This window comes from Luteolibacter flavescens (assembly GCF_025950085.1).
Classification (GTDB): Bacteria; Verrucomicrobiota; Verrucomicrobiia; order Verrucomicrobiales; family Akkermansiaceae; genus Haloferula; species Haloferula flavescens.
The window spans coordinates 58,702-72,092 of the sequence record NZ_JAPDDS010000007.1 but is presented as its reverse complement, the minus strand read 5'-3'; the positions used below and the strand labels follow the sequence as shown (position 1 = coordinate 72,092).

Here is a 13,391-nt window from a genome sequence, read left to right as displayed (position 1 = left end):
CTCCCATGCTCCTGCATTTCTACAAGATGAACGGTGCCGGCAACGACTTCGTTGTCGTCGATAACCGCGACCTCTCCCTCTCGCTGACGAAGGACCAGATCGAGCACCTCTGCGACCGCCATCGCGGCGTGGGCGCGGATGGCCTGCTGGCAGTCGAGCCCGCGGAGAACGGAGCCGATTTCAAATTCCGCTATTACAATGCCGACGGCGGCGAGGCCGAGATGTGCGGGAATGGTGCGCGCTGCTTCGGTCGCTTCACGGCGGCGCTCATGGAGGGTGAGCCGGAGCGCGTGACCTTCGAGACCATCGCCGGAACCCTCGCTGCGGAGTTGGTGGAGGATGACATCCGCATCGCCATGTCGGAGCCGAAGGACCTGAACCTCGACACGGGCGTGGAAATCCCAGGTCTCGAGGGAACCCTGCGCTTCATCAATACCGGCGTGCCACACGTCGTGGTCTTCGTCGCGGACCTGCCCGGCACCGAGGCGGTGCGGCACGGTGCGGCGATCCGTTACAACAAGGGCTTCGCCCCGGCCGGCACGAACGCCAATTTCGCCACCGTCCTCGCCCCCGGCCACATCGCCATCCGCACCTACGAGCGCGGCGTGGAAGACGAGACCCTCGCCTGCGGCACCGGCATGGTCGCCTGCGCGCTGATGCACCACCTGCTCGATGGCGCACCGTCGCCGATCAAGGTGGACGTGAAAGGCGGCGACACTCTGGAAATCGGTTTCGAAAAGACCGGCGAGACCACTTTCACGAACGTAACGCTCACGGGCCCAGGGGATTTCGTCTTCGAGGGCGACATTGAGATCTGAGCAAATTCCAGGACCGCCGATGCCATCGCTCATCCTCATCGGCGGTCCGAATGGCGCGGGGAAAACGACCTTCGCGAAAGAGATTCTTACGACCGACCTCAAGGGTCTGAGATTTTTGAATGCCGACGAGATCGCGCGCGGCCTATCACCCTTCGACCCGGATCGGGTGGCGCGAAAAGCTGGCAGAATCTTGCTGGGGGAGATCGCCGAGCTGACCCGCTCCCACGAGGATTTCGCCTTGGAGTCCACGCTTTCCGGTCGATCCCACGCTCACATCCTCCAGCGAGCCAAGGAGGCAGGTTACTCGATCACGCTACATTTTGTTTGGATTCCCAGCGCCAAGGTCTCGTTGGCCCGTGTCCGCCAGCGGGTCAAGAAAGGCGGTCATAACGTCCCCATCATCGATATCATGCGTCGTTATGACCGCATCATGAAGAATCTCATCGAACTTTACCTTCCCTTGGCGGATCGCTGGTGGATTTGGAGTTCCGTGGAACTTCGGTTTACTGCCTTGGCAAGTTCGGAAACCCACGCTATCTCTGACGTCGAGGCATTCCTCTCTGCTCCATGATCGCGCCTAGAGATCCCAAGCCACTGCGACCGATGAAAGCATCCGAGCTTTCCGAGGAAGGTCGGATGGCCCTCCGTGCCCAGCACCGGGCCGCGCGCAAGCTCAGGGCGGAGCACCGGCGGCTGGGTTTGCCCATCATCGTGTGGAAGAACGGCAAGGTCGTCGAGGAGCAGCCCTGACCTGATTTTCCGTGGCGAATCCGCCATCAGGGGTTGAAGAGCGCCGTGGGATGTTCATTCTCCGCCCGCAATGACCTTCCGAGGCACCTACACCGCGCTCATCACACCCTTCCGCGAAGACCGAGTCGATACGGCCGCTTTCAAAGCCCTGATCGACCGCCAAGTCGCCGCCGGGATCACGGGCATCGTGCCGGTCGGAACCACCGGTGAATCGCCCACCGTCGATACGGACGAGCACATCGAGATCATCCGCCTGGCCGTGGAATACGCCGCTGGCCGCTGCCAGGTCGTCGCCGGCACCGGCGCGAATGCGACCAAGGAGGCGATCGAGCTGACCCAGGCGGCTGAAAAGGTCGGCGCGACCGGAACTCTCCAAGTCTGCCCGTATTACAACAAGCCCTCGCAGGAAGGCATCTACCGCCACTTCCGCGCCGTGGCGGAAAACACCGGCCTGCCGGTGATGCTCTACAGCGTGCCCGGCCGCAGCGGCATCGAGATCGGCATCGAGACCACCGCCCGCCTCGCCGCGGACTGCAAGAACATCGTCTCCATCAAGGAAGCCGGTGGCTCGGTCGAGCGCGTGAACCAGCTTTTCCAAGCCGTCCCGGAGGATTTCTCGATCCTCTCCGGCGATGATCCGCTCACCCTGCCCTTCATGTCCTGCGGCGCGGTCGGCCTCGTCTCCGTGGCGGCAAACCTGGTGCCGGAGGTGCTGGTGAAGCTCGTCCAGACCTGCCTCGACGGTGACTTCCCCGCCGCCCTGGCCCAGCAGAAGCAGTGGTATCCCCTCTTCCGCGGGCTCATGTCACTCGACGTGAATCCGGTACCGATCAAGTCCGCCGTTGCCCTGCAGGGCCACTGCTCCGAGGAACTCCGCCTGCCGCTCGCTCCGCTGACCGATGCCGCGAAGACTCAACTCACGGCCTTGCTCCGGGAGTTCGGTTTGCTTTAACTAACGCCTGACATGATCCAGCTTCTCGTCACCGGACAATCCGGCCGCATGGGCCAGGCCGTCCTCCAGGCCGCCAGCCAGGAATCGGCAGTCATCGTCTCGGCCACCCACGACGCGGGTGAAAACCTCGCGGCGGCGATCGCCCAGGCGAACACGGTCATCGACTTCACGATGCACAAGTTCACCGGCGAGTTGCTGGAGGCCGCGCTGGAAAACGGCACGCACCTAGTGATCGGCACGACCGGCCACACGGATGAGGAACGCGCCGCGATCCGCGAGGCATCCACCAAGCTGCCCATTGTTTACGCGCCGAATTTCTCCATCGGCGTGAATACCCTCTTCTGGCTCACGCAGAAGGCGGCACAGATCCTCACGCAGGACCGCTTCGACATCGAGGTGACGGAGATGCATCACCGCCACAAGATCGACGCCCCGTCCGGCACCGCGCGCCGTCTGCTGGAAATCCTCAATGAGGAAACCGGCACGCAGTACGACAAGGACATCGCGCACGGTCGCTTCGGCAATGTCGGCCCGCGCCCTCCGCGCGAGATCGGCATGCACACTCTCCGCGGTGGCGATGTCGTGGGCGACCACACCGTGATCTTCGCCGCCGATGGCGAGCGCGTGGAACTGACCCACAAGGCCAGCTCCCGTCTCACCTTCGCCGCCGGTGCCGTCCGCGCTGCCGTCTGGCTCTACGACAAGCCAGCCGGTCTCTACGACATGCAGGATGTGCTGGGGCTGAAGTGATCAACGATATCGCGCAATGAAGGGAGATGACCGGTTCAAGCGCGTCTCATCTTACGCCGAGGTCTCCCTTTATTTCGATGGCGAATTCAATCCTCCGGAAATACCGGCTGAGATGTCCCGGCAAGAATTCGAGTCTGAATTCGACGCCGCTCACGACCTGTTGATACGGTATTTGCAATCCGTGGGGACGGTCTCGGAGGGACAAGATGATGTTGATTTCTCCTTAAACCGCTATGTCGAGGTTCGGCGGGCCATTAACATCGTATCAGGCAAATTCTCGCCGGAAGTGATCCCTGCCATCCGGCGTGCTCAGCAGGAATTACCTTCAGCCTACGTCATCAACCTCGATTCCCATCCTGCCTACATCAGCGTCCTACCCTCCGGCGAGGTGATCGGATTCTCTGATGATGACGGAGGATCCCGCATTCTCGATGCATATGGATTCTCAAAGTAGCCGCCCCCAACTCGAGTCCACTGTCTGCCGCAGGGTCGGCATCGCGCTCGGGTCGAATCTCGGCAACCGCCTGCGCCACTTGCAGGATGCCCGCGATTTGCTGGGGAAGCTTGCCGTGCCGGGGAGCCTGCGTCAGGCACCGGTGTATCAGACCGAGCCGGTGGCCTGCCCGGATGACTCGCCGGATTTCTACAATACGGTCGTCACCTTCGACTACACCGGCGGCACCCCGCACGCGCTGCTCGATGCGACGCAGGCGATTGAGTTCCGCCTCGGCCGGGTCGCCGCGCCGGAAAGGAATGCCCCGCGGGTGATCGATGTGGACATCCTCTTCTTCGGTGCCGAGCAGATCGACGGTGACATCCTCGATCTCCCGCACCCGCGGCTGACCTCGCGGCGCTTCGTGCTCCAGCCGCTGGCCGATCTTCATCCCGGAATGATCCTGCCGGGCGACCAAGTTTCGATTGCGGAACACCTCCGCCATCTTGATTCTGGCGAGCCGCCTCTCGTCACCGTGCAAGAGGCGTGGTAACCTCATCCCATCCCGTGACCGGTCCCGAAAAAGCCGCCGCCCTCCTTGCCCGGAAGCATGCCGGTCCGCCGGTGACCATGCTGACGGCCTACGATTACCCCACGGCGCGCCTCTTCGATGACGCGGGGATCGATGCCCTGCTGGTGGGCGACTCGCTCGGCATGGTGGTGCTCGGCTACCCGGACACCACGCACGTCACGCTGGAGCACATGCTTCACCACGTGGCTGCGGTCGCTCGCGCCAAGCCGAAGGCGCTGGTGGTCGGGGATTTCTCCATCGGCACCTACCCCGACGCCGCCACCGCCGTCGCGAATGCCCGCAAGCTCGTGGCTGCCGGAGCGGAAGCCGTGAAGCTGGAAGGTGGCGTCGCCCAGGCAGACAAGGTCCGCGCCATCGTCGAGGCAGGCATCCCCGTCTGCGGCCACCTCGGCATGCTCCCGCAGAGCGTGCTGGAGGAAGGCGGCTACAAGAAGAAGGGCAAGACCCCCGAGCAAAGCACCGCCCTGCTGGAAGACGCCCGGGCGCTTGCCGAGGCAGGCGTCTTCGCCATCGTGCTGGAGAGCGTGGTGCCAAAGACCGCCGAGTGGGTCTCCTCGCAGATCTCCGTGCCCACCATCGGCATCGGCAGCGGCGAGCATACCTGCGATGGCGAGGTGGCCGTCGCCACGGACCTCATCGGCACCTTTCCCTGGTTCGTCCCGCCTTTCGCGAAGCCCGAGGCGGATCTGGCGCCGCAGATCATCGCTGCGGCCGCTGCCTACAAGGTCCGCGTCCAACACACTCCCGCCCTTGGCCAGTCCTGAAAAGCTGGCCGCGCTGGAAGCCCGCATGGCCGCCCTCGGCATCGAGGAGGAGGACCTGCACGAGAGCTTCATCCTCGGCTCCGGCTCGGGCGGGCAAAAGATCAACAAGACGAACTCCTGCGTCTTCCTCAAGCACCTGCCCAGCGGCCTGCAGGTGAAGTGCCAGGAAAGCCGTTCCCGCGAGACGAACCGCTACCTCGCGCGCGAAGCGCTGTGCGACTCCTTCGAGGGCATCCGCCGCGACAAGGCCACCGCCCAGAAGCAGGCCATCGAGAAAGCCCGCCGCACCAATCGCAAGCGTTCCCGCCGCTCGAAGCAGCGCTCGGTCGCAGAGAAACGCCAGATCTCCGAGAAGAAGGCGCTGAGGAAATCGCCCACAGGCGACGATTGATTTCAGCCCCTTCCCTGCTAATCCTTTAATCTATGAAAGCCTACCTCGACCTGATGCGCGACGTGCTGGAGAACGGCGAAGAACGCTCCGATCGCACCGGCACCGGCACGCTTTCCGTCTTCGGCCGACAGGCCCGCTTCGATCTTCGCGAGGGCTTCCCGTGCCTGACGACGAAGAAGCTCCATCTGCGCTCCATCATCCACGAACTGCTGTGGTTCCTGAAGGGCGACACGAATATCGCCTACCTGCAGGAAAACGGCGTGCGCATCTGGGACGAGTGGGCGGACGAGGCAGGCGATCTCGGCCCGGTCTATGGCCGCCAGTGGCGCTCCTTTCCCGCGCCGGACGGCCGGGAGGTCGATCAGATCGCGGAGCTGGTCCACGGGCTGCGCGGGAACCCGCATTCGCGCCGCCACCTCGTGGTCGCGTGGAATCCGGGCGAGGTGAACCGCATGGCGCTGCCGCCGTGCCACTGCCTTTTCCAGTTCTTCGTCCACGATCCGGATTCGGAGCGTCCCGGCCTCTCCTGCCAGCTCTACCAGCGCTCGGCGGATCTTTTCCTCGGCGTGCCCTTCAATGTCGCCTCCTACGCACTGCTGACGATGATGATCGCCCAGGCCTGCGGCTACGAGGCGCGGGAATTCATCCACACCTTCGGCGACCTCCACCTCTACAAGAACCACCTCGACCAGGCCCGCGAGCAAATCACGCGCGCGCCGAAGCCGCTGCCGAAGATGTGGATCAATCCGGAGGTCCGCGAGCTGGACGACTTCACCTTCGATGACTTCCGGCTGGAGAACTACGATCCCCATCCGCACATCAAGGCGGAGGTCTCGGTCTGATCACCACCTGAGCCATGTTCCGCTTCGAGCATCGCGAGCAGCGGCCCATCAGCACCCGGCACTTCCTGCTGCGGATGCTCCGCTGCTCGGTGATCGCCGGGGGCATCGTCGCCACCGCCCTCATGGTCGGCATCGCTGGCTATCACTGGATCGGCGGGCTCGGCTGGATCGACGCCTTTCTCAATGCCTCGATGATCCTCGGGGGCATGGGCCCGGTCGATCCGATGCCGAATGACGCGGGAAAAATCTTCTCCGGGTGCTATGCGCTGTTTTCCGGGCTGGTCTTCATCGCGCTGGCGGGTTTCCTCGTCGCGCCGGTCGCGCATCGCGTGCTGCACCGGTTTCACTACGAGGAGGAAAACGAAAGCCAATGACCCGCCTGATCGCCATCGTCGCCATGACCCCGGAGAGGGTGATCGGTCGTGACGGCACCCTGCCCTGGCACCTGCCGGAGGATCTCGCCTTCTTCAAGCGCACCACCTCCGGCCATCCCATCGTCATGGGGCGGAAGACCTACGACTCCATCGGCCGCCCGCTGCCGAAGCGCCGGAACATCGTCGTGACCCGCGACCGCGAATGGTCCGCCGAGGGCGTGGAGGTGATCCACTCGCCGGACGAGCTTTCCACGCTCGACCTGGAGGGCGACGTCTTCATCATCGGCGGGTCGGACATCTTCGAGGCCTTCCTGCCGGAGCTCGATGAATTGCTCGTCTCCCACGTCCGCCTGCCCTACCCCGGCGACACCGTTTTCCCCGAATTCGCCCATCTTTTCCAAACTCCCGAACTCGTCGAAGCACACGAATCCTTCGACGTCTTCCGCTACCGCCGCCTCTAATCATCTCCTCGCCATGGCCCAGACATTCGAACTCGAAGGCACCCTCAAGCACCTCTTTGACACGCAGACCTTCGCCAGCGGCTTCGCCAAGCGCGAATTCGTGGTCGAAGTGCCCGACGGCAAGTACCCGCAGATGCTCAAGTTCGAGTGCGTGAAGGACAAGATCTCCATGCTCGACGGCGTGAGCGTCGGCGACGCGGTGAAGGTCGCCTTCGACATCCGCGGCAGCGAATACAAGGAGCGCTTCTACGTGAACCTCAATGCCTGGAAGCTGACCAAGGCCGGCGGCAGCGGTGGCGACGACTACGACAGCGGCAGCAGCAGCGGCAACCGCCGGAACTCCAGCCTCGACGCCCAGTTCGACAACGAGCCGGACATGTCCGACGACATCCCGTTCTGAGAAGCCTCGATCACGATCTCACCAAAATGAAAAACCCGCTGGAATCCAGCGGGTTTTGCATTTTGAAAGAGGTGGAGGCGACGGGAGTTGAACCCGTGTCCGAAACGCCATCCGCGCGGGCTTCTACACGTTTATCCGATGGTCTGGTATTTCGGAGAGCTTCGGCCCATCGGCGGCGTCTGCTTTCCTAGGATCCTGTTTAATCTCGCCAGAAGGCCCGGTTCCCCGGCTTTGTGGCCAGCCTGCTAGGTGTTCGCCGTTCCCCTTAGTAGGCGTGAGGGTTCAGGCGTGGCTGTCAATTAAGCAGCCAGTGCGAGCTCGTTAGAGTCTGCATTTATTGTTTTGAACGGCTTTTTAGGAGGCCAGCCGATCAACCTCCACGTGCAGCCAGCACATAGAACATCCCGTCGAAACCGGTACGCCCCCTTTGCTGACACGCCAATCATGCCTCCGCAGGGCCGCGGGTGCAAATGGAATTTCCATGGCGGATTTCCACGCCCACATTCGCGGCGATGAACGTGCAGCACTACCAGGTCCACGACGGGCTTTTCGCGGGAGAGTATCCGGGGAGCTTCGCCCCGGAGGTGACGGAGGACCGGCTGAAATTCCTGGTCGGCAAGGGCGTGCAGACCTTCATCGACCTGACCACGCCGCACGACCGGCTGGAGCCCTACGAGCCCGTGCTGCGCGAACTCGGCGAGGGGCTGACCCGCTATTCGCACGAGATCCCCGACCTCAGCGTGCCCGCGAGCCCGGAGGTCATGCGCGGCATCCTCGACCGCCTGCGCGCCGAGATCGATGCCGGGCGCACCTGCTACGTCCACTGCTGGGGCGGCATCGGGCGGACCGGCACGGTGATCGGTTGCTGGCTGAAGGAGTCCGGCCTGGATGCGACCGCCGCGCTCGATGAAGTGCAGCGCCGGTATGCCGGTGGCATGCCAAAGGTCGCCCGCCATCCGCGCTCGCCGCAGACCGCGGAGCAGGCGCGCTACGTGAAGGACTGGCGATGACAGGCATGCGGGCAGCATTTATCGGTGGACTGGCTTGCCTGGTAGTGGCTGGCTGTAACCGCCCGGCCCCACCGGTCGCCTCCGTCCCCGCCGACCCGGCACCCGGCTTCTGGATCTGGCACCGCGGCTCGCCGCTCGATGAGGCGGAGCAGCGGGCCATCCACGGCAGCCGCGCCTACCGCCAGATCGCCGAATTCGGCTGGCGGGATGGCAAGTGGTCGCCGCGCGTTGTGACGAAAGCGGACATTCTGTTAGAAAACGAAATCCCGGTGGTGCGCATCGATCCCGGACCGGCATTCCTCGAGCGCCCCGATGCCGCCGAGATGCTGACAAAGTGGCTGCGGCATCACTTCGGCGACAAGGTCCCGAGCACCCTGCAGCTCGATCACGATTGCCCCGTGCGGCTGATCCCCCGCTATGCGGCATTTCTCCGCGAATTGCGCGCCGGGCTCGCGCTCGAGGAAATCTCCATCACCGCCCTCGCGGGGTGGATCGACTCACCCGCCTTCAAGCAACTCGGCGAGGCCTCCGATGAAATGGTGCCGATGTTCTACGACCTGACGGCGGACGCGCCGCAGGACATCGTCGCCGGAAAAGCGAAGCCGATGGCCGGGCCCGAAGCAAAGTCATGGATCGGCCGCTGGAAGGCCTGCCGCACTCCGTGGCGTGCGGGGCTGGCGAATTTCGAGCGGCTCACCCTCTTCCAGCCCGATGGCAAGCTGGTCGGCCACCTGAAGCAGTGGGAGCCGGAGAGCATCGCGCGCGCGGACTTCCTCGATACGATCCCCGGCTACTCCGGTGGTGCGGGATACCGCGTGAGCCGACAGGCGACGCTGCGCGGAACCCGTCTGGAAGCCTCGCAGATCCTCGTGTGGCGCGCACCGGATGAAGGCAGCCTGCGTGAATTGATCACCGCATCCTATGACTCCGGCGCACGTGGTGTCGTGTGGTTCGCGCTACCCGGCCCCGGCTTGCGAGCGGCGCATTCGGCATCGCATCTCGACGCGCTCGGTCGCGGTGAATCGCCTGCCCACGGCGTGCGCATCACGCTGGAAAGCGATGGCCGCATCGTGCTGCGGAATGAAGGCCCCGGCGACCTTTCACTCGTTTCCGGCGGCGCTCCGCACCGGCTCACCTTGACCACGGATGAGGCAGGCACTTTCGCCGCCGCGGGGCCGGGTGGGTTCACCGAACTCACCACTTCCGTGCCCGCGAAATTTTCACAGAAAATGGTGTTATCTTTTCCGCGCTTGCTCGTAGGTGAGGAAATCGCGAGCGAGTCCGGCCTGATCCCCGAGCGGGGTGGCCGCGATCTCCAGTGGTCCCTCGACGATTCACCCAACGCACCTCTGCCATGAAACGCCGCGTCCTCGCCCTGACGCCCCTGCTCCTCGCCTGCGGACCCTTCTTCTACCAAGCACCGCCGCCACTGGAGACCTATCCACAGCGCATCCCCGGCAAGGGATGGCGCGATGTCTTCTCGGAGGCCAAGCCCGCCCCCGCCGATGCCGCGAGCATGGCGGAGCTGATCGACCAATGCCACGCGCTGGCGGAGGAATTGCCCAAGCTGCCCGCGGCGGAGAGGAACGCGAAGATCGACGCGCTGATCACCCGCAACCGCGATGGCGACTTCCGCCTGCGCATCGCGAACTTCCTCCACGAACTGCGTGAACTGGCCGCGGACGATGCCGTGCTCGCCAGCGCGAATGGCTATCTGGAATGGCGGATCTCCCAGCTCGGCAAGCCCGCCGGATTCATTCTCACCCCACCGGTCAAGCACTGGAACCTGAGCGATGACGACTTCGCAAAGGAGCTGCGCGACTATGAGACCAGCCGGGACGAGGCCTTTGTCTGGCTGGACCGCGAGCTGGCCAACGGACCGGTGACACTGCGGCCAAACCTGATGGTCCAGAAGGCGGCGCTCGCGATGGACTATGGTGACTTCGCCAAGGCGCGCGACACCTTCACCGGATTGATCGGGCTGTATCCGGATCATCCGCGCACGGAGCCTGCCCACCTCATGCTGGGGCGTTGCCTGCTGGAACTGGCGCGCGCCCAATCGAAGAAGCCGCAGCTCACCGACGAGGATCACGAGCGCATCGGCGAGTTGCTGTCGAATGCGGAGCACGAATTCATCATCTGCTTGGAGAAAGGTGGCCGTTTCGCCTCCGACGCATCCGGTTGGCTCGGTGCGGTGGCGCTGGAGAAGGGAGATTTCTCGGAAGCCGTCAGCCGCCAGATCGCCCGGCTGGACCTGCAGCCGACGCGCGAGGTGATGCGCTCCGTGCTCCAGCAGTGCGACGAGATCTTCGCCACCATCTTCGAGGAGAATGCGGGCGACGATGATTTCTACGACGAGGGCGGCAGCTACTATTTCCTGCCCTTTGACAAGATGGCGAAGCACCCGGCGGTGGCGCGGCTCTTCGTCAGCCATGCGCTCGATCCGGTGGGGAGCGATGCCTTGCCGTCCTCGCACGAGAACTTCGGTAGCGACCGTGGCACGATCGACTTCCTCCACCGCCGGATCATCCGTCCCCAGCCGATGGCGCGGCGCTCGCTCGCCTCGCTGGGGGCCGCGATCGTGAAGGAAGCCGGCGTCGCCAAGGCGGACGCGCTCACGTTGCTCATCCTCGGCTGGAGCTCCTATCGTGAGGACGAACCGCAGCAGGCGCTCGCCCTTTTCGACCAGGCGCTGGCGATGCAGCAGAGCGATGATCTGTTGCAGGGCCGCGCATTGTCGCTGACCGCGCTCGGCAGGCATCGTGAAGCCGCCGAGTGCTATGCCAAGCTCAGCACCGACTTCCCCGCCAGCCGGATCGCGAAGAACTCCGCCTTCGAGCATGCATTGTCGCGCTTCCACGGAGGCGAGGCCGGTGAGTCGCTGCTGATGATGCTCGCCCTGCGGGACGATGACAACAGCATGCCCGGATCGCCGATGCACCCGCATCACGAGCCCGCCCAGTGGATCGACAGCATCGCCCAATTCGCGCCGCTCGACCAGCTCGCCGCGCCGCTCGCCCGTCTGGACGAAAACACGCCCCAGGCGCGGATGCTGCGCGGGATCGTGCGCACGCGTGCCCTGTGCGCGGAAGACTTCACCACGGCACGCCGATACCTCGATCCCGTCGGTGGCAGTACCGAGGAGATCGATGACGGCTTCGCGCAATTGCCGCGTGGCATGGGCCTCACCGCCGCGACCTGGCAGCAGGAAGTCGAGTCGCTGGCCGGTGCGACCGAGCTGCTGGCCGATGCACCGCCGGGGCAGAGCGCGCGCAAGCACCTGCAGATCGGCCGCCGCTGGAAGGCCCTCCGCGGCCGCCTGACGATGCCGCTTCACCACCTCTTCGACTACTCCCGCAGCGAGGGAGAGAAGCTGGAAATGCTGCGCCGGAAGAATGCCGCATTCCTCGGCTTCGCTCCCGATGCCGTAACGACAGGACTGGATTCGCGCGATGAACTCCACCACGCGCTGCGGCACTTCCTCATCGCGGCGGAGAGCACCGATCCCGACGTGGCCGTGCCCGCGATAGAAGAGGCGAACGAGGCGATCTTCCACCTCGCGGAGTTCTCGCACTACCGCTGCTCCCGTGCGATCGAAGCGGATCATGCGGGGCTCTCGCGCAAGCTCGTCGAGCGGCTGAGGAAGGACTTCCCGGATCGCCCGGAGGCCCCGCGCGCCGTGATCTGGACCTTCACCGCCCCTGCCCTGCTTGGCACCTGGATGCCGGGCGACTACACGCCGGGGAACTCCGCCTACTCCATCGCGTCCGCCGTGGTCGATCCTAAGTCAGGCCGCTGGGACGAGTGGGAAGCCCATCCCGGTGACGCGACAGGCGAGCAACTGCGGCAGGCCTTCCAGAAGATCTTCGGCGAACCGGCCGATGACATGGCGGCCTATCAGAAGCGGCTCGCGGACTTCCGCGCCGACTTCGAGAAGGCACGTCCCGGTCTGGACGCTGGCGACATTCTCTCGTTGGTCGATGATCTGGATGATCTCGCTTCCGCCGCGCAAGCTCCCGGGATCACGCCGGAACTCTTCATGCGCTACGCCAACGTGCGCCTTGAGAAGAACCCGCCTCCCCCGGCGACCGGCGAGTGGGCCCCGCTGGCACCGTGGCTCGCCTTCCTCGACCGCATCCGCCCGATCAATACTCCGGACGGTGACGAACGTCCGAACAACGACACCGAGGAATCGTGGCACCGCTATCTGGCTGACTTCCCTGGCGGGCCGAAAACGGAGGCCGCGTCCTTCCGCCTGCTACGCCTGCAGGTGCGGGCCACGTGCCCCATCCCGCAGGTGCAGGCCTTCCATTTCCCGGACGCGCCCATCCCTGATGGCTACAAGCGCATGACCCGGCAGCCGGATGGAGACCCGGCCACCCTGCGCGCGCTCACGAAGTCACTGGACGCGCACGAGGCGCGTTTCCCTGCTGGCAGGTATGGTGCCGACATCCACCTCCTGCGCGCCGCCGTCACGGCACGCTCGGGTGATTTCCAAGCATCGCTGAAGCACCTCGCAACCGTTCTTGCCGACCCCGCGCATCCGGAGCTGAGACTGAATGCGGCGCTGTATTTCTCGGAGATCTCGCTGCGGCTCCTCGACAAGGTGGAGCGGGCCAAGGTGGCTGCCGCATTCCGCGCGGAACCAGCGGCCATGCCCTTCCTCAAGAATCTGGCCTACGGGGATACCTGCCTCTTCCGCCTGCGACCGCTACTGGCGTGGCTGGAGGATCCACAATGAGGAAAGCCTCGGCCTGACAGGCCCCCACCCGGCCGGAACCTCCGATCGCTTCCCCGAGGAAACGAAAAGAGGCGGCCGGGAGGATCCGCAGCCTTGGCTCCGGAGACAGCGGC

16 protein-coding genes and 1 other RNA gene are annotated in these 13,391 nt (G+C 64.6%); 16 read left to right on the top strand and 1 reads right to left on the bottom strand.

What is annotated here, in order from left to right; all coding sequences use genetic code 11:
• The first annotated feature begins 5 nt into the window (after positions 1–5).
• From dapF to OKA04_RS13720, 13 genes are all read left to right on the top strand, one after another.
• Complete coding sequence (gene dapF, locus OKA04_RS13780) at positions 6–818, top strand: diaminopimelate epimerase (RefSeq protein WP_264501760.1); 813 nt, start codon at positions 6–8, stop codon at positions 816–818.
• Positions 808–1,389 (top strand): ATPase, encoded by a 582-nt coding sequence (locus OKA04_RS13775; protein ID WP_264501759.1) that lies wholly within the window; start codon positions 808–810, stop codon positions 1,387–1,389. Before dapF ends, OKA04_RS13775 begins: the two co-directional genes overlap by 11 nt.
• A 32-nt stretch (positions 1,390–1,421) precedes the next feature.
• The gene (locus OKA04_RS13770) at positions 1,422–1,568 is read left to right on the top strand and encodes a hypothetical protein (RefSeq protein ID WP_264501758.1); all 147 of its coding nucleotides are present in this window, start codon (positions 1,422–1,424) and stop codon (positions 1,566–1,568) included.
• A 70-nt stretch (positions 1,569–1,638) separates the two neighbouring features.
• Positions 1,639–2,520: a 4-hydroxy-tetrahydrodipicolinate synthase gene (gene dapA, locus OKA04_RS13765; protein WP_264501757.1), complete on the top strand. Its 882-nt coding sequence runs from the start codon at positions 1,639–1,641 to the stop codon at positions 2,518–2,520.
• A gap of 12 nt (positions 2,521–2,532) precedes the next feature.
• Positions 2,533–3,270, top strand: a complete 738-nt coding sequence (gene dapB, locus OKA04_RS13760; protein ID WP_264501756.1) for a 4-hydroxy-tetrahydrodipicolinate reductase — start codon at positions 2,533–2,535, stop codon at positions 3,268–3,270.
• 16 nt (positions 3,271–3,286) lie between these two features.
• On the top strand, positions 3,287–3,724 hold the full coding sequence (locus OKA04_RS13755; protein ID WP_264501755.1) for a hypothetical protein: 438 nt from the start codon (positions 3,287–3,289) through the stop codon (positions 3,722–3,724).
• Complete coding sequence (folK, locus tag OKA04_RS13750; RefSeq protein ID WP_264501754.1) at positions 3,708–4,256, top strand: 2-amino-4-hydroxy-6-hydroxymethyldihydropteridine diphosphokinase; 549 nt, start codon at positions 3,708–3,710, stop codon at positions 4,254–4,256. Before OKA04_RS13755 ends, folK begins: the two co-directional genes overlap by 17 nt.
• 14 nt (positions 4,257–4,270) lie before the next feature.
• Complete coding sequence (panB, locus tag OKA04_RS13745) at positions 4,271–5,059, top strand: 3-methyl-2-oxobutanoate hydroxymethyltransferase (RefSeq protein WP_264501753.1); 789 nt, start codon at positions 4,271–4,273, stop codon at positions 5,057–5,059.
• A complete protein-coding gene (locus OKA04_RS13740; RefSeq protein WP_264501752.1) occupies positions 5,046–5,450 on the top strand; it encodes a peptide chain release factor family protein in 405 nt (134 codons plus the stop codon). The genes panB and OKA04_RS13740 overlap by 14 nt, the downstream gene beginning before the upstream one ends.
• Positions 5,451–5,482: 32 nt before the next feature.
• Positions 5,483–6,292 carry a thymidylate synthase gene (locus OKA04_RS13735; RefSeq protein ID WP_264501751.1) on the top strand — a complete coding sequence of 270 codons (810 nt, stop codon included), beginning with the start codon at positions 5,483–5,485 and terminating at the stop codon, positions 6,290–6,292.
• Positions 6,293–6,306: 14 nt separating this feature from the next.
• Positions 6,307–6,666, top strand: a complete 360-nt coding sequence (locus OKA04_RS13730; RefSeq protein WP_264501750.1) for a hypothetical protein — start codon at positions 6,307–6,309, stop codon at positions 6,664–6,666.
• Positions 6,663–7,127 (top strand): dihydrofolate reductase, encoded by a 465-nt coding sequence (locus OKA04_RS13725; RefSeq protein ID WP_264501749.1) that lies wholly within the window; start codon positions 6,663–6,665, stop codon positions 7,125–7,127. Before OKA04_RS13730 ends, OKA04_RS13725 begins: the two co-directional genes overlap by 4 nt.
• A gap of 13 nt (positions 7,128–7,140) precedes the next feature.
• The gene (locus tag OKA04_RS13720) at positions 7,141–7,527 is read left to right on the top strand and encodes a DUF3127 domain-containing protein (protein WP_264501748.1); all 387 of its coding nucleotides are present in this window, start codon (positions 7,141–7,143) and stop codon (positions 7,525–7,527) included.
• Positions 7,528–7,596: 69 nt separating this feature from the next.
• Here the strand turns inward: OKA04_RS13720 and ssrA are convergent.
• Positions 7,597–7,953, bottom strand: a transfer-messenger RNA (tmRNA) gene (gene ssrA / locus OKA04_RS13715).
• An 86-nt stretch (positions 7,954–8,039) separates the two neighbouring features.
• Between ssrA and OKA04_RS13710 the strand changes: the two genes are divergently transcribed.
• Genes OKA04_RS13710 through OKA04_RS13700 form a run of 3 tightly spaced genes read left to right on the top strand, consistent with a single transcriptional unit; the run spans position 8,040 to position 13,278 of the window.
• The gene (locus tag OKA04_RS13710) at positions 8,040–8,537 is read left to right on the top strand and encodes a protein-tyrosine phosphatase family protein (protein WP_264501747.1); all 498 of its coding nucleotides are present in this window, start codon (positions 8,040–8,042) and stop codon (positions 8,535–8,537) included.
• Between the two features lie 5 nt (positions 8,538–8,542).
• Positions 8,543–9,895 (top strand): DUF3142 domain-containing protein, encoded by a 1,353-nt coding sequence (locus tag OKA04_RS13705; RefSeq protein WP_264501746.1) that lies wholly within the window; start codon positions 8,543–8,545, stop codon positions 9,893–9,895.
• Positions 9,892–13,278, top strand: coding sequence for a tol-pal system YbgF family protein (locus OKA04_RS13700; protein WP_264501745.1), 3,387 nt, complete (start codon positions 9,892–9,894; stop codon positions 13,276–13,278). The genes OKA04_RS13705 and OKA04_RS13700 overlap by 4 nt, the downstream gene beginning before the upstream one ends.
• Positions 13,279–13,391 lie beyond the last annotated feature (113 nt).